18 protein-coding genes are annotated in these 24,082 nt (G+C 40.5%); 8 read left to right on the forward strand and 10 right to left on the reverse strand.

Annotated elements, in window-relative coordinates; genetic code table 11:
• Positions 1 to 28: 28 nt before the first annotated feature.
• The 3 genes from IPJ09_05325 to IPJ09_05335 all read right to left on the reverse strand — a co-directional run bounded on the left by IPJ09_05325 (position 29) and on the right by IPJ09_05335 (position 4,977).
• Positions 29 to 2,515 carry a ribonucleoside-diphosphate reductase subunit alpha gene (locus IPJ09_05325; GenBank protein MBK7370851.1) on the reverse strand — a complete coding sequence of 829 codons (2,487 nt, stop codon included), beginning with the start codon at positions 2,513 to 2,515 and terminating at the stop codon, positions 29 to 31.
• 97 nt (positions 2,516 to 2,612) lie between these two features.
• Positions 2,613 to 3,590 (reverse strand): ribonucleotide-diphosphate reductase subunit beta, encoded by a 978-nt coding sequence (locus IPJ09_05330; GenBank protein MBK7370852.1) that lies wholly within the window; start codon positions 3,588 to 3,590, stop codon positions 2,613 to 2,615.
• Between the two features lie 433 nt (positions 3,591 to 4,023).
• Positions 4,024 to 4,977 carry a magnesium transporter CorA family protein gene (locus IPJ09_05335; protein MBK7370853.1) on the reverse strand — a complete coding sequence of 318 codons (954 nt, stop codon included), beginning with the start codon at positions 4,975 to 4,977 and terminating at the stop codon, positions 4,024 to 4,026.
• 283 nt (positions 4,978 to 5,260) lie between these two features.
• Here IPJ09_05335 and sppA point away from each other — a divergent pair, with 283 nt between their 5' ends.
• The 3 genes from sppA to IPJ09_05350 all read left to right on the forward strand — a co-directional run bounded on the left by sppA (position 5,261) and on the right by IPJ09_05350 (position 8,622).
• Positions 5,261 to 7,039 (forward strand): signal peptide peptidase SppA, encoded by a 1,779-nt coding sequence (gene sppA / locus IPJ09_05340; protein ID MBK7370854.1) that lies wholly within the window; start codon positions 5,261 to 5,263, stop codon positions 7,037 to 7,039.
• Between the two features lie 184 nt (positions 7,040 to 7,223).
• A complete protein-coding gene (locus tag IPJ09_05345) occupies positions 7,224 to 7,814 on the forward strand; it encodes a YceI family protein (protein MBK7370855.1) in 591 nt (196 codons plus the stop codon).
• Between the two features lie 109 nt (positions 7,815 to 7,923).
• Positions 7,924 to 8,622, forward strand: coding sequence for an SDR family oxidoreductase (locus tag IPJ09_05350; GenBank protein MBK7370856.1), 699 nt, complete (start codon positions 7,924 to 7,926; stop codon positions 8,620 to 8,622).
• 33 nt (positions 8,623 to 8,655) lie between these two features.
• Here IPJ09_05350 and IPJ09_05355 read toward each other — a convergent pair whose 3' ends face one another.
• Positions 8,656 to 9,270, reverse strand: a complete 615-nt coding sequence (locus IPJ09_05355) for a hypothetical protein (GenBank protein MBK7370857.1) — start codon at positions 9,268 to 9,270, stop codon at positions 8,656 to 8,658.
• 13 nt (positions 9,271 to 9,283) lie between these two features.
• Positions 9,284 to 11,659, reverse strand: coding sequence for a TSUP family transporter (locus IPJ09_05360; GenBank protein ID MBK7370858.1), 2,376 nt, complete (start codon positions 11,657 to 11,659; stop codon positions 9,284 to 9,286).
• Positions 11,660 to 12,045: 386 nt separating this feature from the next.
• On the opposite strand from IPJ09_05360, the gene greA reads away from it, so the two are divergent.
• The 3 genes from greA (at position 12,046) to lysM (ending at position 13,562) form a co-directional block, all read left to right on the forward strand.
• Positions 12,046 to 12,519: a transcription elongation factor GreA gene (greA, locus tag IPJ09_05365; GenBank protein MBK7370859.1), complete on the forward strand. Its 474-nt coding sequence runs from the start codon at positions 12,046 to 12,048 to the stop codon at positions 12,517 to 12,519.
• Positions 12,520 to 12,525: 6 nt separating this feature from the next.
• Positions 12,526 to 12,927, forward strand: a complete 402-nt coding sequence (locus tag IPJ09_05370; GenBank protein ID MBK7370860.1) for an HIT family protein — start codon at positions 12,526 to 12,528, stop codon at positions 12,925 to 12,927.
• Positions 12,928 to 13,085: 158 nt separating this feature from the next.
• Positions 13,086 to 13,562 carry a peptidoglycan-binding protein LysM gene (lysM, locus tag IPJ09_05375; GenBank protein MBK7370861.1) on the forward strand — a complete coding sequence of 159 codons (477 nt, stop codon included), beginning with the start codon at positions 13,086 to 13,088 and terminating at the stop codon, positions 13,560 to 13,562.
• 91 nt (positions 13,563 to 13,653) lie between these two features.
• On the opposite strand, the gene IPJ09_05380 is transcribed toward lysM, so the two are convergent.
• Together IPJ09_05380 and IPJ09_05385 are read right to left on the reverse strand one after the other, a co-directional pair.
• Positions 13,654 to 14,103 carry a DUF2721 domain-containing protein gene (locus IPJ09_05380; protein ID MBK7370862.1) on the reverse strand — a complete coding sequence of 150 codons (450 nt, stop codon included), beginning with the start codon at positions 14,101 to 14,103 and terminating at the stop codon, positions 13,654 to 13,656.
• Between the two features lie 97 nt (positions 14,104 to 14,200).
• Positions 14,201 to 16,375, reverse strand: a complete 2,175-nt coding sequence (locus tag IPJ09_05385; protein ID MBK7370863.1) for a TonB-dependent receptor — start codon at positions 16,373 to 16,375, stop codon at positions 14,201 to 14,203.
• Positions 16,376 to 16,510: 135 nt separating this feature from the next.
• Between IPJ09_05385 and IPJ09_05390 the strand changes: the two genes are divergently transcribed.
• Positions 16,511 to 17,341 (forward strand): T9SS type A sorting domain-containing protein, encoded by an 831-nt coding sequence (locus tag IPJ09_05390; protein MBK7370864.1) that lies wholly within the window; start codon positions 16,511 to 16,513, stop codon positions 17,339 to 17,341.
• A gap of 9 nt (positions 17,342 to 17,350) precedes the next feature.
• Here IPJ09_05390 and IPJ09_05395 read toward each other — a convergent pair whose 3' ends face one another.
• Complete coding sequence (locus IPJ09_05395) at positions 17,351 to 17,842, reverse strand: hypothetical protein (protein ID MBK7370865.1); 492 nt, start codon at positions 17,840 to 17,842, stop codon at positions 17,351 to 17,353.
• 42 nt (positions 17,843 to 17,884) lie between these two features.
• Complete coding sequence (gene smc / locus IPJ09_05400) at positions 17,885 to 21,475, reverse strand: chromosome segregation protein SMC (GenBank protein MBK7370866.1); 3,591 nt, start codon at positions 21,473 to 21,475, stop codon at positions 17,885 to 17,887.
• Between the two features lie 285 nt (positions 21,476 to 21,760).
• On the opposite strand from smc, the gene IPJ09_05405 reads away from it, so the two are divergent.
• Complete coding sequence (locus tag IPJ09_05405) at positions 21,761 to 22,672, forward strand: methionyl-tRNA formyltransferase (protein MBK7370867.1); 912 nt, start codon at positions 21,761 to 21,763, stop codon at positions 22,670 to 22,672.
• Here the strand turns inward: IPJ09_05405 and IPJ09_05410 are convergent, their stop codons facing one another.
• Positions 22,673 to 24,082: a redoxin domain-containing protein gene (locus IPJ09_05410; GenBank protein MBK7370868.1), complete on the reverse strand. Its 1,410-nt coding sequence runs from the start codon at positions 24,080 to 24,082 to the stop codon at positions 22,673 to 22,675.

A 24,082-nucleotide genomic window follows, 5' to 3' on the forward strand; every position in this document is an offset into this window, starting at 1 on the left:
CATCCAGGTCAGTAGGAATTATCCTTTCTTACGCGCTACAAGCCTCACAATCCGGATTATCAATACTACAAGCCTGTACTGCACTCGCCATGATCGGTTCATTGAGCATTGCGTCTACCGTCTCCTGTGGAGCGACTGAAGGTACACTTTGGAGTCGGGATGCTTTGGGTATCGGTGGAGCATCTGTTTCGTCCAGATCACTGACCGTCATCTTGGCATCGGGCTCTGTAACGACGAATTTCTTTTGATACTCATCACTGAGGGTAAATTTGATGGCGTCCACTGCAGCTTTGCTGCGGAGATAATACATGCCGGTTTTGAGACCCTTGCCCCAGCTATAAAAGTGCATGGAAGACAACTTGGCAAAATTGGGACTCTCCACGAACAGGTTGAGACTCTGACTCTGGCAGATAAATGCCCCTCTGTCCGCTGACATATCAATGAGGACTTTTTGACTCAGCTCCCAGGCTGTTTTATAGAGTTCTCTGATCTTGGGTGGGATCTCCATGATGTGCTGGATAGATCCGTTGGAAGCAATGATTTTCTCTCGTATCTCTTTGGTCCAAAGACCCAGGCTGACCAGGTCATGCAGCAGATGTTTGTTGACTACTACATATTCGCCTGAGAGTGTTCTTCTTGTATAAATATTGGAAGTGTATGGCTCAAAGCACTCATTATTGCCTAATATCTGCGAAGTGGATGCTGTCGGCATAGGAGCCAGCAATAGACTATTTCTGATACCGTGTTTCTTGATTTGTTTTTTAAGATCGGACCAGTTCCATCTGGTCGAAGGTGTCACATTCCACATATCGTACTGGAGTATACCTTCACTGGCGGGAGATCCCTTATATGACTCATAGGCACCATTTTTCTCAGCCAAGGCACAGGATTCGAGCAAGGCACCATAATAGATAGTCTCGAAGATTTCTTTATTCAACAATCTGGCTTCAGGACTATCAAAAGCAAATCCCATCAAAATAAATGCATCTGCAAGTCCTTGTACACCGATGCCGATCGGTCTGTGTCTGAAATTGCTATTTCTCGCCTCCGGGATGGGATAATAATTGATATCGATGATCTTATTGAGATTGCGTGTAATCACCCGGGTGATCTCCATAAGCTTTTGGTGATCAAACTCTTTTTTATCATTGATATATTTAGGCAGAGAGATCGACGCCAGATTGCAGACTGCTACCTCGTCTGGAGAAGTGTACTCCATGATTTCGGTACAGAGATTGCTGGATCGGATGGTGCCCAGGTTTTTTTGATTAGATTTTTGATTGGCGGCGTCTTTGTATAATATATATGGAGTGCCGGTCTCTGTCTGAGAGTCGAGAATAGCAAACCACAGCTCCTGAGCGCGGATTACTTTGCGGGCTTTGCCTTCGCGTTCGTACTGAGTATATAACTTTTCAAATTCCGGACCGTAGGTGTCACAAAGTCCCGGGGCTTCATTAGGGCAGAATAATGACCAGGTACTGTCTGCCTTGACGCGTTCCATAAATAAGTCGGGGACCCACATGGCGTAAAACAAATCTCGGGCACGTACTTCTTCTTTGCCATTATTCTTTTTCAATTCAAGAAAATCAAAGATATCAGAGTGCCAGGGCTCCAGGTAGATCGCAAAAGCGCCTTTTCGCTTGCCACCACCCTGATCAACATACCTTGCAGTATCATTGAACACCTTGAGCATGGGTATAATACCATTGCTCGTACCGCCTGTGCCTCGGATATAACTACCTTGTGCTCTCACATTATGGATGCTCAGGCCCACACCGCCTGCACTTTGAGAAATCTTGGCGCAGCGGGATAAGGTCTCAAATATCCCAGAAATACTATCATCGGTCATGCTCAGAAGAAAACAAGAAGAAAGTTGTGGTTTGGGCGTCCCTGCATTAAACAAAGTCGGTGTCGCATGGATAAACCATTTCTCTGACATGAGTTCGTAAGTCTCCAGGGCTGCTGTGATGTCTGTGCCGTGAATACCTACTGACGCCCGCATGAGCATATGTTGAGGCCTTTCGACTACTTGGCCATACATTCTGAGCAAGTAGGATCGCTCCAGGGTCTTAAAACCAAAATAATCGAAATTGTAATCCCGATCGTAGATGATCGCTGAATCGAGTTTATCAGCAGATTTCATGACGATATCGTGCGTCTCTTTTCCGATCAGGCCGGCGGGGGTGTTTGTCTTTGGGTCTACATAGTTAAATAGGTCATGGATGGTTTCAGAAAAGGACTTCTTGGTTTCTTTGTGCAGATTGGATACAGCGATTCGGGCAGCTAGCAGTGCATAATCCGGATGAACTGTAGCCAGAGAGGCAGCTGTCTCCGCAGCCAATACATCCAGATCGGTAGTTTTGACGCCATCATAGAGTCCGATGATCACTCTTTTGGCAATTTCGATGGGTTCTACATAGGTAGAGTTGAGGCCGTAGCACAGCTTTTTGATGCGGGCTGTGATTTTGTCAAATGACACCTCCTCTTGTTTTCCGCTCCTTTTTAAGACCTTCATAGTAGTTTTCTTTGTTAATTTGGTTTTCTTATTTGTAGTAGTTTTGAGATAATAGCCTAGTCTTGACCTTAATTGTAGTTTTTGTGTAGTTTATATGTTAAAAGTCAGCATTGATGCTGAATACTTGTGTGTCTCGCGTAGTACCGATGCCCGATTTCTTATACTCCCCCACTCTCTTTTCGAAGAAATTAGTTTTGCCGGTCAGAGAGATCATCTCCATAAATGGGAAAGGATTCTCCACATTGTATATCTTTTTATTGCCCAATGACATCAATAACCTGTCTGCTACGAACTCGATATACTGGCACATCAGATCTGCATTCATACCGATCAGGCGTACTGGCAAGGCATCCGTGACAAATTCCTTCTCAATCTCTACTGCATCTCTGATGATGTTTTCGACTTGCTCATCTGATAATTTATTGACCAGATGCTTATTATAGATCATACAGGCAAAATCACAGTGCATGCCTTCATCTCTGGATATCAGCTCATTGGAGAAAGTGAGTCCAGGCATCAAGCCACGCTTTTTGAGCCAGAAGATGGAACAAAACGATCCACTAAAAAATATGCCTTCTACCGCGGCAAATGCAACCAGCTGCTCATGAAACGAGCCCTGCTCTATCCAACGCATCGCCCAATCAGCTTTTTTCTTGACACAAGGCATATGATCTATGGCATGGAAGAGGTAATCCTTCTCCTGAGGATCCTTGATATATGTGTCTATCAATAAAGAATAGGTCTCTGAATGTATGTTTTCAATCATGATCTGGTAGCCATAGAAAAATTTAGCTTCGGGATACTGCACCATGCGGAGCATATTTTCTGCCAGGTTTTCATTGACGATGCCATCACTGGCAGCAAAAAAGGCCAATACATGTTTGATGAAATGTCTTTCGTCATCTGTCAGCCCCTCTTGCCAGGTGATGATGTCTTGTGCAAGGTCAATCTCTTCTGCTACCCAAAAGGTGGCTACAGAGTCTTTATAAAACTGCCATATATCATTATGTTGTAAAGGGAATATCACAAACCGGTTAGGGTTCTCTTGTAGAATTGGTTCGACACGTTGCTCCATACTGTTTATATCAGTTTGATTGGATTGGTTAGAAAATGGATGACTATGAGATGCAGAGAGATGCTTCGGAAGTAATATTCGATTTATCTGTTCTGCGGATCAAAAATAAAGCTCTTATCTGTTAATCTAAACTTAATATAGAAATTTTTTATATAAGTTTTTTTAATTTTTATCTTGGTTTCAACATTCATATCGGATTATTTTTTGTATGTACTTCTTTAAGACATATTAAAAAAATCACTAAAGTATGATGCTAAATAAATGAAACATTTCTTTAATATGTTTTGAAATTACTAACATAGTGTTGATAATGATCATAATACATTGAACATCAACAATTTAAAAATTTATAAATTGTTAGCAACTGTATCCAAAAATCAATTAATCTTAAAAAAAGGAAGTCATTGAAATGACTTATTAGGGTAAAAAGGCTTTAAAACATTTGTTTGTGCCTAAAGAACCAAACGAGGAACACAATCAGCAAAACGGAAAGAAACAAAATATAATAAAAAGCCATCGGATTGTCCTCTAAGGGGAGGTACTTCAGGTTCATCCCGTAAAAGCTGGCAACCAGTGTAGGCACCATTAAAATGATGGTCACCACGGTCAGTCTTTGGATAAACTTATTGAGGTTATTGGAGACTATGCTTGCATAAGCTTCCATGGTGCCAGACAGGATATTGGTGTGTCTATTGGCCATATCAAGCGCCTGATTATTGTCGATGAGGATGTCTTCAAACAAATCTGTCTTGTCTTCGTCTGCAGTGATCTGCAGGAAGTCTGTTCGTTTCATTTTCATTTTAACCAGATCATTAGCACTCAGTGAGTTGACGAAATACACGAGGCTTTTTTCTATCCTTAAAAGCTGCTTTAATTCAGCATTTCTACTGGAATCGTAGAGCTCTTGTTCTATAAGGTTGCGCTTTAAATTTAAGCGTTTGAGGCTATCGAGATATGCCCACACATTTTGATCAAGTATATGTAGCGTAAACGACCTGATATCCGCGGGATCAGCATTTTTTACTTTGCCATCGATAAATTTTTTCAAGATGGTATTCTCATGAGCGGAAATGGTGATAATGGTATCAGGGGTAATGAGCAGACCAATTGGTATGGTGATGTAAATAGGCTGATTTTCTTCCTCATCCGGATTGAGAATGGGAGTCTGAATCAATATAAAGCGGAGGTTTTCATCCCAGCGTTCATATCGTGATCGTTCGTCCGGGTCAAGGGAATCCGTTAAATAATCAGAAGGAATTTCTTTGGAAACTGCAAATGATTCTAACTCATTTTGCTCAAAGGGAGGATGAATGTCTATCCAACACCCCGGCGAAGCTTGTTGCAACTGCTTCAAATGGCCATCTACCCTGGTATAAAATTGAATCATAACTACTGCCTGAGCCGTCCATGGTTAATATAAAATCCTTTTGTGGCCGCAATAATAGACAATTATTCGAAAATCTGTCTCGTTAAAGCCATTAAAATAAATATAACCACGCTTAAAGTTTCATAGACCTTTAACCTTGCAATCTTATTTGAGTCTCCAATCTACGAAACAGAAAAGCTCAAAATAGTGGACTTGGTAGATTACAATGGCTATTTATTCGAAAAAAGGTCACTAATGGTATTGATTGGATTAATTTGCATCATTAAAACCATATTCAAAAAAAATGAACTTTTTTAAACTGCTACTGGGTTCTTGTTTAGGTACTATCGCAGGGATATTACTTTTAGGAATTATAAGTTTTACCATACTGGCAGGACTGGCTAGTGTCTCCTCTAATCAATCCCATAAACCTCTGGACAAGGCCAGCTTTCTCGAAATACGATCTGACCACGTATATCCTGACAAAACTGACAATGTTGAAAAATTTAATTTTTCCCTGACTCAGAAAAAAGAAATTGGTCTCACTGACCTCTTACTTTGTATTAAAAAAGCTTCAAGCGATTCAAAAATAAAAGGGATTTTGTTCCGATCCACTTATTCTAATTTAGGAGCAGCCAGCGCACAGGCACTTCATAACGCGCTCTTAGATTTTAAAAAGTCCGGCAAACCAATCTATGCCTACGCTGATGTCTATACTGAAGGAGCCTACTATTTAGCATCTACCGCAGACAAAGTCATGCTCAACCCAAATGGCACCATCGACTTCAGAGGGTATGGCGCGATGATTCCTTTTTTTAAAGATCTTTTAGATAAGGTGGGGATAAAATTTGACATTTATTATGCCGGACAGTTCAAAAGTGCTACGGAACCTTTTAGGCTGGATAAGATGAGTGATCAAAACAGAAAACAAACCAGGGAGTACCTCGAAGATCTATACCAAATACATCTTGCGGATATCGCCAGCTCCCGGAACATCCCCATCGATCAAATCAGAAAAATAGCCAATGAATACCTCATTCAAAGTCCTCAGGATGCAGTGACCTACAAGTTGGCAGATACTTTGGGTTATGTTGATGATCTCTACAAATTATTACAGGAGGGTCTTAAAGGCTCTGATGCTGATAAACCATCGATTGTCACCATCAATCGATATTTTGAGACACCCGGAGTCAAACCTGTCGTAACTGGAGCCACCGATCGTATAGCAGTAGTATATGCTGAGGGAGAAATAGTAGATGGGGAAGGAAAATATGGTCAGACCGGATCTGCCAAATACACCAGAATCTTAAGAAAAATCAGGGAAGATGACAAAGTCAAAGCGGTCGTATTACGAATCAATAGCCCGGGGGGAAGCTCCATGGCATCTGACAATATCTTACATGAAGTCGATTTGATCAAATCAACCGGCAAGCCTATAGTAGTTTCAATGGGAGATTATGCTGCATCAGGAGGTTATTATATTGCTTGTCATGCGGACAGCATATTTGCTCAAGCTAACACTATCACCGGCTCTATCGGGGTATTCTTTATGGTGCCCAATGCCAGCGAACTCTTAAACGAAAAATTAGGAGTAAACATTGATACCGTAAAAACCGCTAAATACGCCACGGCCTTCAGCCCGCTCTTACCTTGGTCGTCTGAAGAAGGAGTGTTTGCACAAAAGCAAACAGATATGGTCTATGATAAATTTCTAACCGTTGTCTCGAAAGGCAGGCATCAGTCTAAAGACGATATCCATGCGATAGCTCAAGGTCGTGTATGGTCAGGGGCGAGAGCAAAATCCAATGGGCTGGTCGATCAAATTGGCGACCTCGATGCCGCCATGAATTGTGCAGCCCGATTGGCCAAACTAGAAAAATACAAGATCTCAGAATATCCACTCGTTAAAGATTCATGGACAAAACTAATTGAAGAAATCTCTAATGAGGATTCGAATACCGAGGACATTCTTTTAAAAAAATATTTCAAATCATGGTATCCTGCGGTCACCTATTTTAAACAGATGGACCAGGACTATTTTAAACCGAAGATGTTGATGCCTTTTCAACTTTTGTTAAAGTAAAAATAAATGAAGCTTCAGATTCAAAAAGTGATTGAATGAATACTGAAAGCAACTGAGATAGACGATTTAACGTAATTGCTTTTAAGAAAACTTTAAGTTTTGGAAGTTAGTATTTTATGAACACTTGTCCAATCTTGTACGTTTCCTTACCATCAAATACATTTTAAACATAAAATATCTCAACATGAAATTTTTCAGTTCTTTGCTTTTTTTGACATTTGCATTTGCATCTATTGCCAATATAGCTCCTAAACCAATACCATACAAAATCAATCCAACTGAAAGCAAGGTTGAATGGTTTGCTTCTAAAGTCACAGGTAAGCACAATGGTACCGTAGGCGTAAAAAGTGGCAACCTCGAATTTGAAGGTGAAAAACTGATGGCAGGAAAATTTGAAATTGACATGACTACACTTGCTATCACAGATCTGCAGGGAGAATGGGGCGCCAAACTATTAGGTCATTTAAAAAGTGATGATTTTTTTAGTGTAGAAAAATTTAATTCTGCGACGCTTGTGGTGAAAAATGCAGCGCTCCTGTCAGCAGGGGTATATACCGTTACTGCAGACATGACTATAAAGGGGATTACCAAAGAGGTGGTTTTTAATGCACTGGTGAATCAATCTGGTGGTACGGCCACTGCAGACATCAAATTGGACCGTACAGATTTTGATATCAGATATGGCAGTGGCAAATTTTTTCCAAATATTGGTGATAAAATGATCCACGACGAATTTAATCTCAAAGTCAATCTTGCCTTCGGCAAAGCTTTATAATAAAATGTCATAGGTTTTGTTTTAAAGCCATTCCGGGATGCCTGGGATGGCTTTTTTTTGCATCTTTGATAGAGACTATCACAAAAAGATATAATTAAAGACCTCAAATATGAATCATCTGGCCGGCAAAGTAATGTATATCACAGGAGGTACCAAAGGTATTGGCCTGGGTATCTTAAAAGAAGCTTTGAACCATGGAATGAAAGTAGCTGTCAGTGCGAGAAACATCGATACACTTGATACTACTGCATTTTCTAAAGATAATTTTCTGCTTCTGCATTCCGATGTTAAAAAAGCTGAAGATGAGCAAGCTGCTGTCGCTAAAATCAAAGCCCAATGGGGGCAGTTGGATGTGCTGATAGCCAATGCCGGAGTAGGTCATTTTGTACCCATTGATCAGATGACTTCAGCTCAATGGCATGATACAATTGACACCAATCTAACGGGAGTTTTCAACAGTGTACAGGCTGCTATTCCAATGCTCAAAGAAAGCCAGGGTTATATTATCACCGTAGCCAGCCTGGCAGGGACCAATTTTTTTCCACAGGCTTCTGCTTATAATGCCAGCAAGTTTGGTTTGGTTGGTTTTTCTCAAGCCATCATGCTTGATCTTCGACCATTTAAAATCAAAGTGACTACGATTATGCCGGGATCAGTAGCTACCTATTTTAACAATCATATACCTGATGAAAAAGATGCCTGGAAAATCCAACCGGAAGATATAGGAAAATTGGTCATCGATCTGCTTACAATGAATCCAAGGACCTTGCCGAGTAAAATAGAAGTAAGACCATCACAAACATCTTGAATTTTATATAAAACTGGGCTTTCACCAATTTGATCAGGATCGGATAGTTTCCCGCCCTACCAATAAATCGTGCATGGTTGAAGCAACCTGCACGAATGGCTCGATCATTTCTTCATTCATTCTTTTAGCAGGTTTATAATAAATGATCTGATCACCGTTACATTCTATCATCCAACCGGTCTCATAGCTCAAGAATCCTAAAATCTGATCGTTAAAAAAACTTCTGAAAGCTTGCTCTTCTTTTGATTTTACCAGGTAGTTTTTGTTAAACTCTGTGTAGGCGTTAAACTCGATATCCTGCATTCCGAACCACTTGCCTATCTCATGAAAAAAATTTTGTGGTTTGATGACAAAACTTGGAATTGGTTTAAAAAGATTTACAGAATATACATGCTGGATATAAGTGTGTGAAGATTTACCAGTAGAGATGGTGTAATTGTATTCAAATACCCTCAGGGGTTCATCTTGATTCGTACACCCCTCCAAAATAAATCTTACTTTCCTGGCCATACCCAGTCTGAACAATTGGAAGGATTTATGATTTGTAAAAACCAGTTTGTTGACATCCTGTTCAAAAAACTGCATTCCCAGCCTTTGCGCTATAGTTTGATATCCGGGGACTCTATCTGAAAGCCAATTCCAAGCCATGTTTAATCAAATTTTATAAAATGCCGAGCAAGATTGCTACTCCGATCGTGATGACAAAAACAGCAGTTATCTTTTTAATAACATTTATGTCCAGTTTTTTCAATAGCCCATTCCCTACCCAGGCACCACACAAGGCAGCCACGATGGCGATGAACACCAATTCATAACCGGGCGGTAACTGGCCATGCACAAGATTGGGCAAGTAAACAGACAGTCGGGTAATATCTACCAAACAAGCGATCGCCACTCCGGTAGCAATAAACACTTCTTTACTGATGGGGTATCGTATGAGAAACGCACTTCTTAACGCCCCCTGGTGACCGCTGAAACCGCCTAAAAATCCTGACAAAAGCCCTCCGGCTGCAACGGATTGTACCCGCCACGGCTTTCTGCCAAAACCTGTAAACTCCAAGACTCCAAACAAAATGATCACCATACCGATGAGTATATTTTTTAGTGTAAGGATTCCGTGGAAAGCGCCAATTGTCCAGGGATGCCCTTTAGAAAACTTGTTTACCCGGAGGTCATCATAAATGGATAGGTACAAGGGTACATCGATCGTAGAGCCCCCCTGAACATTCTTAGTGATTTCGTTTCCTGGTGAAAGATAATATTTGCTGTGCAGATCATTCAAGGTCATGCCGGGGAAGATTTCACCCAATCCTGTTTGTTTTTCTGAACGGTCGAATCGCCAATAACCATTCCATTCGTTGATTACATCATGGTGTTCGGTATATAACCAACCAGCCACCTTGGGATACATCCTAAAAGTATTGATCATGCGATGGTAATCGTAACTCCAATCCACATCACCGGTGCTCCCTTCGTATCCCCAGACATTGCCACATTCAGAATTAATATTTGGTTGATTGCCTTGCAGATATCCTTTTTCAAAATGAAATGTACTACCTGCATAATCATTTTCTGTAATTTTTTTTAAATGGTCATCCCATGCCCAGCCCGGAAGGTATTCATGCCAGCTATTGATATCTGTCTCTGTATGGCCTCGCCCACAACATATAGAATTGTCCTCAACCAACCTGGTTGGGTCTAATCCCTTTGCCAGATGATACATGGTGGTCACCCATTGTTGAGTTTCCGGGAGGTATTGACTTTTTGTTTTACCGTCGATAGTTTGTTTGGTAGTCAGACCCCAGGTCTCATTGAAGACTATCCATGAAAAAATAGAAGGATGATTAAAATCCCGTTTGATCATTTGGCGCAAGGTAGTTTCAGCTTCATGTTGCATCCGCTCTGTAGGCTCTCCCCAACTGTTGGGTAGATCAGCCATCACTAATAGCCCCAGCCTATCAGCCCAATAGAGCTTGCGAGGCAGATCCGGCTTGATATGGGTACGGATACCATTGAGACCGATAGATTTGCTTCGAAGGATCTCCTCCTTCATAAATTGATCTGATGGGAAAGTATAATATCCCTCCGGGTGATAAGATTGATCCAGGGCTAATTGAAGATATATTGGCTTATTATTGATAGCTATGTAGGGAATATTAGTGCCTGGAAGATTGACCGCAGAAATCTTGCGCATGCCAAAATAGGTGTGCACGGTATCCGCACCCAAAACGGCAATCATACTGTATAGATATGGATCCTCCAAACACCAAAGATGTTGGTCCCGGATCGCTATATCTAACGAACCCTCTGTCATCCCAGCAGAAATTATTCCACTTCCCTTCGCATCATAACCTTCGCCCAGAACGTGAATGGTAAATGATTTTGGTTCGACTGGGGCTTCAGTAATAGCTACGGTAACATGAACCTTGTGTAGATCAATATCAGGTAAGCAATGGACGGCATCAATAAAATCCCGGCCACGAGCCTCCAGGTAGACCGTCTGCCACATACCACGTGCATTGCCATAACCCTGCTTGCCATACAAAGTAAAGTCCCTTCTTTTGTCATCTACCCTGATCGTTACTTCGTGAGCCATTGAACCATTGAGATATGGAGTCAAATCAAATTCGAAAGGCATATAGCCACCTTCATGCTTACCAAGGAAGTGCCCATCCAGCCAAACCGAAGTCTCCCAATCACAAGCCCCCAGGACCAGAAAGGTTCTTTTGCCAACAAACTCATTTGGGACCCGGATTGACCTTTTGTACCAAGCTATATCTGCTTCGTCTTTGACTTGAGAAAGGGGCGATCCCCATGGAAAAGGAACTACTATATTTTTTGAAAGTACTTTTCCTGAAGCATACCAGGCTTCATTAAGCCCACGATCTAAAGAATCGAACTCAAAATCCCAACTTCCATTGAGATTCATCCAGAGGCTGCGGTAAAAATCTGGTCGCGGGTGTTCTGGTAAAGGTATTTCCTGAGCGGAAAGATATAAGATAGAAATACTTAAAATCAATGCCAATATCTGTTTCATAAAAACCTGCTAGAATTATTCTAAAGGTATGAATTGTTGCTGACAGGAATACGAATATATTACGGATATAAATTTGCTGGGCTTAATTCATTTTGTCCAATTATTAGAGAATTGGTCTTGATACATTGGGTATACATCAGATACGCTGGTTAAGGCTACAATTTGATTTTCCACCTTTAAAAAACTTGACCCATGCAGGAAGAAAGTATTATCTTTGGCAGAAGAATTTTACTAAAGAACGTTTTCGGAAGGATACTGAAAACGTTCTTTGTATTTTCGATTTGATCTATACATGGAGAGCTTTATCAATCATACGGTCAACAGATCTGCGTCTCAGGACATAGCCACTCTATAATTTTTTTTATTCTAATTTAAAAACTGTTAATATCATGGAATTGACATTAATGACCCCTGAAGGTTTTGAAAAATTGAAACACGAGCTCGATGAATTAAAAGGGAATGGAAGACAAGATGCATCGAAAGCTATTGCGGAGGCTAGGGAAAAAGGCGATCTTTCAGAAAACGCGGAGTACCATGCTGCAAAAGATGCGCAAGGCATGCTGGAATACAAAATCAATGAATTGGAAAAAAAATTGGCCAATGTAAAATTGGTCGATGAATCTCAAGTTGATATTTCCAGGGCAAATATATTGTCCTCCGTCACCATCCGTAATAAAAAATCAGGTAAACTACAAGACTACAAATTGGTCTCTGAAGCTGAGGCAGACCTTAAATCAGGCAAACTCAGTGTAGCATCCCCTATTGGCAAAGGAATCGTCGGCAAAAAGATTGGTGAAATAGCTGAGATCAGTACTCCAAATGGCACGATCGAGTTTGAGATCATAAATATTTATATCTAATCTACCTTGGCAAGCATATTCTCAAAAATAGTGGCAGGCGAAATCCCTTGCCATAAAGTGGCTGAAAATGATGACTTTCTTGCATTTTTAGATATTAACCCATTGACAAAAGGTCATACCCTGGTGATCCCTAAACAAGAGACCGATTATATTTTTGATCTTGAAGATGATGCACTCGGGGCGATGATGGTATTTGCCAAAAAAGTAGCGCATGCTATCCAAACTAAGGTAGAATGCAAGCGCATTGGAATCACCGTGATCGGATTAGAAGTGCCACATGCCCATATTCATCTGGTGCCTATCAACACTATGATGGACATGAACTTTTCTTCGCCCAAAGAGACAACTAATCACAGTGCACTTTCCGCACTGGCCGAAAGTATCCATGGAGAGTTTAGAGATAAGTAACCGCTACTCTGAAGTCCTTTTAATATATAATTTGATTTATTGAACTCCAGGTACAGGCTTGCGATAAGTTGAAGTCTCGACCAATCTTTTTAGGAAAACCAGTCGGATTTATTTAATTTTGCAGTATTAATTTTTTAACCAATTAAAAACAAGTATTTATGGGATTATTTTCATTTTTAAAAGGAGCCGGAGAAAAGCTATTTGGCTCTAAAACACCCACTGCACCAGCAGTACCAGAGGTAGATGCAGCAGCAATAGAAAGAGAAAGGAAGATCACTGCTATGCAAAGTTATCTTACCGGCCTTGGCCTTGATATCGCCAATATAGACCTTGACCTTGAAGGTGACAAAGTCACAGTATATGGTCAAGCTCAAACTCAAGCTGACAAAGAAAAACTGATACTTGCGCTGGGCAATGTAGAAGGAGTTGCTTCCGTTGATGATCGGGTATCTGTCTTAATATCAGAGCCAGAAGCTGAAATGTACGAAGTAAAATCCGGTGATTCATTGTCAAAGATTGCCAAACATTTTTATGGCGATCCAATGAGATACAATGAAATCTTTGAGGCCAATATGCCTATGCTCAAACATCCTGATAAAATCTATCCAGGTCAAATGCTTAGAATCCCAAAATAATCCATTCAGACTAAAAATTTTAAAGGCTCGATTTAATCGGGCCTTTTTTTTGCCTGGTTCTATACAGATCTGACTTGTTTTGGGAGTTCTTTTATTTTCGCATTGTTTTGTATTTGTTCCAAAGTTCTTTAAAAAAACCTTCTTCTTCCAATCCTTGCATATCACTTAACTCCAACTCTAAGGCATTGGTAGACTGGATGATCTCAATCAACGAAAAAACAAGGGAAACTGACAATGAAATCAAACTGACTGCAAACAAGCCATGCGCAATAGACTGCCACCCGCTATAGATACAATACATCGTGCAAACACAAATCAAAAAACTAAAGACGCCGAGCCCCTGCATCCACCTCACATAATACAACCGCTTTCGAAGTCCCATGATCTGTAGCAACATCATTTTTTCATCTTTGCCTGCCCTGTACTGTTCATGTAATTTTCTGATCAGATTGGCGAGGGCCAAAAATCGATTGGTATATGCCAGCATCAGCAAACTAATGGCAGGAAATAAAACAGCAGGAGTATTAAAAGTGATTTCCATAATGATGTGCTTAGATGGTTATTTATGATAATATGGTAACAAGCATGTTTAGACCATTCTCAATCTTTATGAATCAATGGCTGCTGATTAAGCTCTATTAAAAATTGTAGTTAATTTTAAAAGTAATATTTCTGGGAGCTTCCATTTGTGCCGGTCTGGAAGTGTAAATCTCATTAAAAAGGTTTTTAAAAATCAAGTTAAAAGTCACACCTCGCCAGGATCTGGCAGCTCGCAGATCTACAACAGTATATCCACCATGATTTTGCCTAAATTCTTTGAGGCCCTTTATGACCAATTCGAATATAGCATCTATGGCTTCCATTTTACTCGTATATAAAATGCCTGATCCAAATATCCATGGCCCTAGCTGGTCTTCGATATCCAGCTTAAAAAGGTGTTTTGAGCGATATTTGAGTATATTAAAATCCGCAGATGATCGCCGATTGTCTTCTTCAGTAAATTCAACAAACCTGGGTTCAATAAAGGTATACCCTCCTGTATAAGTAAGCAGGTGTCTTCCGATAGGTGTTGCTCCTGCGGCTGAAACTTCAAATCCTTTGATATCCGTATTACCAATATTTTGAGATTGAAATCCTTTGACAAATCCGGTAAAAACAAATTCCATCATATCAGTGTATTTCGACCAAAATACTGCGGCATCCAAATAGCCCTTGGATTTTTTCCAAAGAAATCCTTGCTTGAGACCTACTTCGCCATTCCAACCTCGCTCGCTAGTTAGACCGGGATTGGGTGAAATGAAGGTAGCCCCAAATGAAGTAGTGATAAATTGCTCTGCCAATGTAGGGAATCTAAAACCTTCCCCCCAGCTCGCTCTGAGATATAAACCCTTGTTGATTTTTGAATTTATTCCAACTCTCCATAAACTTTTATTTTCTTTCCGGATCCCTCCAGGTAAAGTATCACCTTCAAATACCTCGGGTCGATGCAAGGTATAATCTTCAAACCGCCATCCCACGGAAACGGTAGTATGATCATACAATTTTTTCTCCGCCTGCAGGTAGAGTCCAAGATTATCAGATTTAAATGGAAGCCGGCTGAATAAGTCAGAATTGCTGCTGTTATGATTGGCCACTAATCCACTAGTCAGATAAATGCCTTGCTTTTTGAATTGCCTTTGAAACTGGTATTCTCCATATAATAAGGTAGAACTATTGGATTGACCATTAGATACTGTATTGTCTACTACATAGATTCTTGACCTAAAAGCATGTTTATTGTCTGATTTGTCAAAATAAGTGATAAAAGGATCTATGTGATATCGAAAAGAATTAGAATTGCTCAAAGTAGAGCTGTCAGGTCTAAAATAAGCAGTGACGCCGTCACGCCAATAGAAAAAACTTTGAGATTTTCTCCTGTTCATGTTGAGGTGAAAACCGGCCGTCAACCGGTCAGTAATCCTATACTGAATACTGCCGTTGATTCTCGCATATTCTGAGCCTGATGTCTCATTATAACTTTTAGATTTTTGCAAATAAGTACTGCCCACCACATCAAGTCTGCCATACTTTTGGCTATGGGAAAAGCTCATGCCAGTAGTATAAGGAATGGCATGCCACCATTGCTGTGATCTATCTTTTGGAGGCAACACGGCGCTATAGAATACGGATGCTTTGGAAATGGGATCTGATTTGGCATAGGCGGTGCGCACGTGAATCAAACCATTCAAAGCTGATGATCCATAACTCGCTGAAGCAGCGCCTTTGATAACCTCTATTTGTTCAATGTTTTCTACAGGCACATCATCCCAATTAGGGTATCCCGCATCTGCTTGCAAAGCGGGCACTTCATTGATCATCAGTAACACCCTACTACCAGCTCCATAACTAAATCCAGCTCCACCTCTTATATTGGCCTGGTCACCTACCATGGTGAGGCCAGGGACTTTGTCCAATACTTCATCAACAGATGTCGCGTTGAGATGATCTATCAATGAGCTCTTGATCACCTCCATAGAGATCGTGCTTTCACTGATGGGTTTGGCATATCGACTGTCACTGATGACGGCAGTCTGAAGTACATTTTCAGCTGATTCCATCCATACATCCAGGTCGATCCACTCGTCAGATTTGATGACTATATCCCGGTGCTCAGTGGTATATCCCAGATACGATATGTCCAACCTATATTTTCCGGGCTGCAATAGGATTTGATAATGACCTGTTTCATCCGTTATACCACCGACTGTACCGGAGGCTATGGTTGCCGCAACCATAGCCTCCCTGGTAGATTTATCCTTGATCGCGCCTTTCACTCCTGATGATTGAGCTTGGATGCTAACAGCAAAAAAAACCAAGAAAACAAAAACAACATTTGAATAATGAATCCAAAAACTAAAATCTAGGTGTAACTTAGTAGAATTATTCCTAATATACATCAATTCAGACATATGAAAAAGGTTTTCCGGTACATTACGATAGTTGCTCTAATATTTCAAATGTACAATATCTATGGTCAAAATCAGATCTGTGTACCAGATTCTTTGTATAGAGATAGTATAGCCGGTATCTATCCAAGGCCCTACAATGATAGTACCAAAACTGGCGGCATAAATAAGGCAGCATGTATAGACCAGGATTATGAATTTCCGCTTACTGTCCGTATTCCAGACATGATCACTATCCCAATAGCTGGCTCCAATGTGACACTGGGCCTTGAAAATGCTTTCCTGGATACTGTAAATGCTGTCACTGGATTGCCAATTGGGATCAAATATTATTGTAATCCCGGCAGTTGTAATATGAAAAAAAATGTATTGGGCTGTGTAATATTAAAAGGAAAACCGACTACTGCAAACAAACCAGGCATTTATGACCTCATCATTAACCTTAAACTCATCACCTCCTTTGGCACTTTTGATGTAGCGTTTCCTGGTCCATTTTTCCCTGGTAAATACAGTCTTACTCTCGCAGAAAAAACCTCATCGGCCTGTCTCACCAGCGATATCCATCAATCCCTGACTTTTGATGGGGAAATCAAAGCATATCCTATTCCAGCAGGTCAAAATATAAACTTTACCGTATTTGCTTTGAGGCCCGGCACTTCCTCTCTTTGGATACGCGATATTACAGGCAGACAAATCAGTAGCCAAAGCTTAAGCCTCGTACAAGGTGAAAATAAAATAGTAGTTCCGGTGCATCAATTAGGAAATGGCGTTTACACTTATACCCTCAGACAAGGAGTATTAGCTACCACAAAGAGGTTTATAGTATTGCATTAAATGCTGTCACTACTCTTCTTCTTCCTCTTCTAATTCTGTCTGGATGACTGGGGTGATCATCGGCAAACCAACCCATTTAGATTCGGCAGCATTGACAGCCATAAAACCTAGAAAACCTCCTGAAGCCCCGGCAATCTCTTTAGCAAATCTCAAGAATCCTTTATAAAGTTTGGATCCAATTTTAGGGTTGATTTCTCCTAAAATACTATTGAGCTGGCTCAACCGGTCTGAAATGATTTGGCCGCGGCTATCAGCATCCTCAGGCAGTTCAGTATTAAATTTATCGATGAGTGCATCAAATTGAGCTTCTACTTCTTCGTAAAATTCTTTTAAATATTCTGGAGAAGAGTAAGTTCTGATGTGGGCTATCTTCTTTGCCAGATCCAATTCTTTGACATCCAGCTCACCATCAGCCTTCCCAACCAGGATAGCGATCAAAGGGAGTGCCTCTTGCAGCTGAATGAGTTTGGATGCTTCCAGGTGTTTTAAATCATGTATCATGTCTTTATACGTTTAGATTTGCAAATATAAGTCGATGTTTTTTTAATTAGCAGATGTTTCCAAAAGAGACATATGCTCAAACTCTCTGAAATCGACAGCACTCACTTTACTCACACCGACTTCTTCCATAAATACACCATAGATCACATCTACGGCAGCCATGGTCTGTTTGTTATGTGTCACGATGATAAACTGTGACTCTTCCGCAAAATCTCTAATGATATTGTTAAACTTTTCAATATTACTATCATCCAGGGGAGCATCGACCTCATCAAAAATACAGAAAGGAGCAGGTTTAAGCAGGTACAGTGCAAATAATAAGGCCGTCGCTGTGAGGGTTTTTTCTCCGCCAGAAAGCTGACTCAAGGACTTGGGCAGCTTTCCTTTGGGCTTGGCGATGATATCGATGTCCGATTCTAGTGGCTGATCCGGATTGAGTAAGATAAGGTCACAGCTATCCTCTGCAGTAAATAGACTCCTGAAAACCCGGATGAAATGCTCCCTGACCTTGCCAAAAGCCTCCAGAAACTTAGAGGTTGCACTGATATCAATCTCCTGTATGGTAGCCAGCAAGGACTCTTTGGCATTGAGAATATCCTGTCGTTGGTTAAAGATGTTGTCATACCTTTCTTTCATCTCACGGTATGCTTCGACAGCCATCGGGTTGATCTCCCCATAATTTTCGATTCGATCCTTTAACTTCCTAACTTTATCTTTTAGCAGATCGTATTTTGAAGCAGTAGCATTTTCAGGGCCATCAGACTCGACGATTTCAGTCATTGGCTCCAGCTCAGGGAGGACTTCAATATTAAATTCGATTTTTAATCTTTCTTTGACTGTCTCCAATCTGAACTCAAGATCCTTGATTTGATCTTTGTGACCATTGATGGTATTTTGAAGCTGAGCTTCTTCTCTTTGAAAATCCCGTAATATTTGCTCTTGTTGATGGATTCCGTTTCGTTTTTTGAAATATTCCTGTTCGAACACGTTCAACCCTGACTCTTTAGTTTGCTTATCAATGTACATACCCCTTAGCTGCTCATTGATCCCTTCCAATTCAGCAGTTATTTTTTCGCGTTGGCCATCCTCCTCTGATTGGGTGTCAACTAACTTATCAATTAATTGCTCAGCCTCACTTCTACGCCCGGTTTGGAAATCAATATCCTGTACCAGAGCATCTATTTTACTTTGATGCCGGATGGCATCTATCTGTTTTTGATTGAATGCTTCGTGTGCTTTGGTAAGCGTCTGTGCTACAACCTGATAATTAGAATCTATCGCTACTATCCTATTGAGCATTTCATTGAGCTCATTTCTACGCTGGTTGATGTGGTCATTGATTTCAAGGTTTTGATGCTGAATGGTCTGTTGAGTTTGAATCAATTCCTGGGCAGAAGCTGCGGCATTTACCTTTAATTCATTCAGGTTCTCATATCGGGTATGAAGCTGAATCTCGTCTTTATGTTTTCGCTCCAATTGCAACCTGGTAGACTCGATGGCTTTTAATATTTCCTGATGATCAAGCGTTTTGTGCTCCAACTCCAATTTATTCGTCTCCCTAACGGATATGATATGTTCCTCTTCCAATTGCTTGATCTCTTCTTCGAGAATCTCGAGATTTTTCCTTCGACCTAATTTTTTACCTTCAAACAAACCAACACTTCCACCGGACAAAGCAAACTGTCTTTTGACATAACTGCCATTGGCTGATAAAATGGTAATATTATTTTCATCATACTCCTTGAACCTGGCTTTGTCCAGGGGATTGGGATCTATGAATACATGCTGGAAAAGACGGTTAAACAGATTGGCATAGGCGCTGTCAAATCTAAGTACATCCAGGGCAGAGATCAGTCCCGCAATACGCATCGGTCCTGACTGAATCAGCGGGGTAATCGCTTCTAAAACAAAAAAATTAGCTTTGCCTTTTTGAGCATCAGACAACATCCTTATTGCATGACCGGCATCTTCGTAAGTATCGACGATATAATGACTTAGATAGGGCTCCAGGAATTGTTCAATGGTCGCCCGATATTCTTCCGGGGCATAAATCAGGTCAGCGAGCAAAGGAAGGTCCTCTTTCCAGTTCTTGTGCAAGAAGCGAATAGAATCGGGATAGCCTTCCATACTGTCTACCATACTTTTTAGGAGTTGGTGTTCATTTTGTTTTGCATCCAGTTTTCGCTCTATTCCAGCCTTAACCTGCTTAGTCTGATCGAGCTTTTTGTTTAATTCTGTTATGAGTTCAACTCGGTTGAGTTCTTCTGCTTCATGATGCGTCAGCTCTGCCTGAACCTGATTAATAGCATCCCGCAAACCCTCCAATTCGACACCGATCGTTTCTAACTGCCTATCTCTATTGACATTTTCTTCTGCGATCCTGGCCAGACTCTGCTCGAGATTTTCAGATTTGTTTTGATTGATGGCCAGTTGCTTTTCTTTTTCAAATAAGTCTTTTTCGATCTCCTGCTGTTCTTTTTGGAGAACCTCAAAGGAAGATTTGACTTCGCCGTGTTGACTTTCGATCTGGCTGCGCTCTAACTCCATTTTAGCCAGTAAATCATGAAGTTCGGCTGCAGATATTTTTAATTGTTCTAATACTTCGTTTTTATTGATAATCTCTTGATCCAACATGGACAATCTGGAGATCCAGGTTTCTTTTTGCTCAGAGAGCTTAGCCCGATTGGTCGATAAAAACTCTAATTTTTGATCGGAGATCCTTTTACTATTTTCCAGGTTTTGAAGCTGATGGATCATAGCATTGAGCTCCTTTTGATAGGAGCTGAGCGAGTGCTCTTCGTCAAGGATAGCTTTTTTTCCAGCCTCCAGTGAAGATTCTGCAGTGCGATGATTAGTCTCTACGGTTCGCAGTTTGTCAAGTTCTGTCACTAAATTTTTTTGGAGGATAACATTTTTAGTGAGAATGTCCTGAGTCTCCAGGTATGCCAGCTCCAGGGACAAATTTTTATACTGTTCTTTTAATTCTATATATTTCTCAGCTCTACTGGCTTGTTTCTCCAGAGCTTTGAGATTGGCTTCTATTTCGAATAAAATGTCGTCCACCCTTGAAAGATCCTCTTCAGTAGCCTTGAGTTTGAGCATGGTCTCATGCTTGCGTTGCTTGTACTTGGTGACTCCCGCTGCTTGCTCAAACATTTTTCTGCGACTATGATCTTTGTCCTGCAATATTTCATCTACCATGCCCAGAGCAATAATGGCATATGAATTTGATCCAATGCCCGTATCCATAAATAAAGAATGAATATCCCTCAACCTGCAGGCAGTGCCATTTATACGGTATTCGCTTTCACCTGAGCGATACAATAATCTAGATATAGTAACCTGTTGATATTCAGTACCAAGCAGATTTTTAGTGTTGTCAAATGATAATGATACCTGAGCCACTCCACCCGGCTTGCGCTTTTTGGAGCCGTTAAAAATCACATCTGTCATACGTTCCAAGCGAAGTTCAGTTGGTTTTTGTTCTCCCAATACCCACCTGATGGCATCTACTACATTTGACTTACCAGAGCCATTAGGGCCGACCACACCTGTCACTTTTTCGTTAAACTTAAGTACAGTGTTGTCAGCAAAACTTTTAAAACCTTTTATTTCGATGGAGTTCAGTTGCATGGCGGCAAAAATAGAGAAATAATTTATATAAATTTCCTAAATATGATATCGTCGTTAAGGATAATAACTATCTGATATTCTGTAGTTTATAGATATTTTTTCGATGAATTTAAAGAGAATATAAATCAAAAAACAAACATAACACCCTTCGTAGAAAACTTTTTTTTATAGCCTCTGAACGGACTATAAAGAATGTTTTATTACTTGATGTTGTCTATCGAAGGGTGATTAATCAGCTCCAAAATAGGATTATTTGAGCAATTTTGTCGCATGAAGATCGTATTTATGGGCACTCCAGAGTTTGCAGTAACTTCTTTGAAAGCACTGCTCGAAGCAGGGTATCAGATAGTAGGTGTAGTGACCGCACCAGATTCAATGGGCGGCCGTGGAGGGCATCAACTGATTCAATCCGAAGTAAAAAAATATGCCTTATCCCAAGGACTGCTGATTCTACAACCTGTAAACCTCAAGTCGAAAGCATTCCTGGAAACCCTTCGGTCCCTAAAAGCTGATTTGCAAGTGGTCGTTGCTTTCAGAATGTTACCTGAAGTAGTATGGAATATGCCTCCGCTGGGCACCATCAATGTGCACGGCTCCTTGTTGCCTAAATATCGTGGTGCAGCACCGATTCATTGGGCAGTGATGCAAGGTGAACAAGAAACCGGGGTAACTATATTTAAGCTTAAACAGGAGATAGACACTGGAGATATTATAGCCCAAAGTAAGTTGTCAATTAGTCCAGATGAAACTACCGGAATGGTATATGGCCGACTCATGCAGCTTGGAGCCGAAACGCTCGTCACTAGTGTTGTTATGATAGAAAATGAAACATTCGTGCCGATAAAACAAAATGATGAGGTAGCGAGCACAGCTCCAAAACTATATCATGAAACGTGTGAGATAGCATTTTCAAAGTCTATGGTCCAAATCCACAATTTCATACGAGGACTCAATCCCAAACCAACTGCCTGGATGAGGTATGGAGGCATAAAATACTTTATTCATCTGAGTAAGACAACTACCCTAACCAACCAGGCAGATAAACCAATAGGTGCTTTGATGATTCAGGAAAATAAGTTGTACCTTAATTTGAATGACGGAATGCTTCAAATTTTAGAAATCCAGCCAGAAGGAAAAAGAAAAATGACCACCCCTGATTTTATCAATGGAGTAAGAAACAATCCTGATTTCAACTGATCATTTATGTGACACCACTTCGATGATATGGGTCATTACTTCATCCAACTGTTCAGCTCCAATCCCTTTAGACAATATTTTTTTGTCCTGATCCAAAATGAAGATTTGGGGTGTAGATTTAACATCATAAAGTACTTTATATTTGGAAGCATGATACGGGTCTGCAGCATTGATCCAACCCGGTTTTATTTTTTGTTCATCCAGGTATTGCCAACAGGTAGGCACTTTGTCCGTAAACTGGCTGCAGACCGCCAGCAGTTCAACTCCCTGGGATTTGAATTTTTCATAAAACTTCACTACAAAAGGCATACTTGCTTTGCAATGGCTGCAAGTGGGGTCCCAGATAAATAAAATAGTATACGGCGAGTTGATTTGGTGGAGACTGATTGGCTTTTCATTCGGATATTGGATGAGTTTGATCTCAGGGGCAATTTTACCAATGAGGATAGGCCTAAGCGCGGCAGCATTTTTTTCCATTTTTTGGAGCTGTTCCTCATCAATCCAGGAGGCAAAGCCCTTACTGTAATATTCATCCACAAGATGGACATAAATAGCATCAAAACCAACCAACTTGCTCCCTGCATATTTGTTGAGAAAATGAATGAGGTAGTACTTAAAAGTCTCTTCAGAATTTTTAATTTTTTTGAAAATATAATCCAGGGCGACATTTATTGAATCAGGCTCCTGTGGTGTAAGTTTTTCTACATAATATTCTAACCGATCATGCAACAGTGGGCTTCTGAGCACCCGCTGGTCCCCAATAGGCAAATGATCAAAATAATGCGTCTTGTAATACAAATAACGCTGCATATCCACTTCCGATTTAGTTCCTTCAAACGAAGGCATCTCCACCTCCAGGGTGGATTCAACCAATAAAGCAGACAATGAGCCGGCATTTTGGGCTACAATATTTTTTTGTTTGTCCTTGACTGCCTTGTTGAGATCGTCCAACTTTTCTTGCAAACCAGCTTTAATTTTATCGTCAGCAGTTGCTTTGATTTGTTCAGTAAGTACTTGTGCTTCAGGTCGTTTGATGTCCAGATAATTTAAATAGTCATAAAAAACCTCATTGTCATGTGATCCTTTGATCCTAAATGATTTGACCACCTCCTGTGCGTCCGCTTCAATCTGAAGCTGCTGCTCGCCTTCATTTATAAATAATTGAATAAAATCATTCTTTGGGGGCATGACCAGCAAATAGATACCCGGCTCGAGCGATTTAGTATTTTTAAATTTAAATAACCCATCCTTACCTACGGCAGTATCTCTCAGAAATTGTTTGTCAGCATAATAATATCCAAGATATAAGGTATCTGAAGGAGCATGTTTCAATTTGATCTGAATATCATACCCGGGATCAGTCCCAATGATGCTTCGAAAGAAAGAAAATAAAATAAAAAATAGGTGCAT

It is taken from the genome of Saprospiraceae bacterium (assembly GCA_016709995.1).
In the GTDB taxonomy this organism is placed as follows: domain Bacteria; phylum Bacteroidota; class Bacteroidia; order Chitinophagales; family Saprospiraceae; genus JADJLQ01.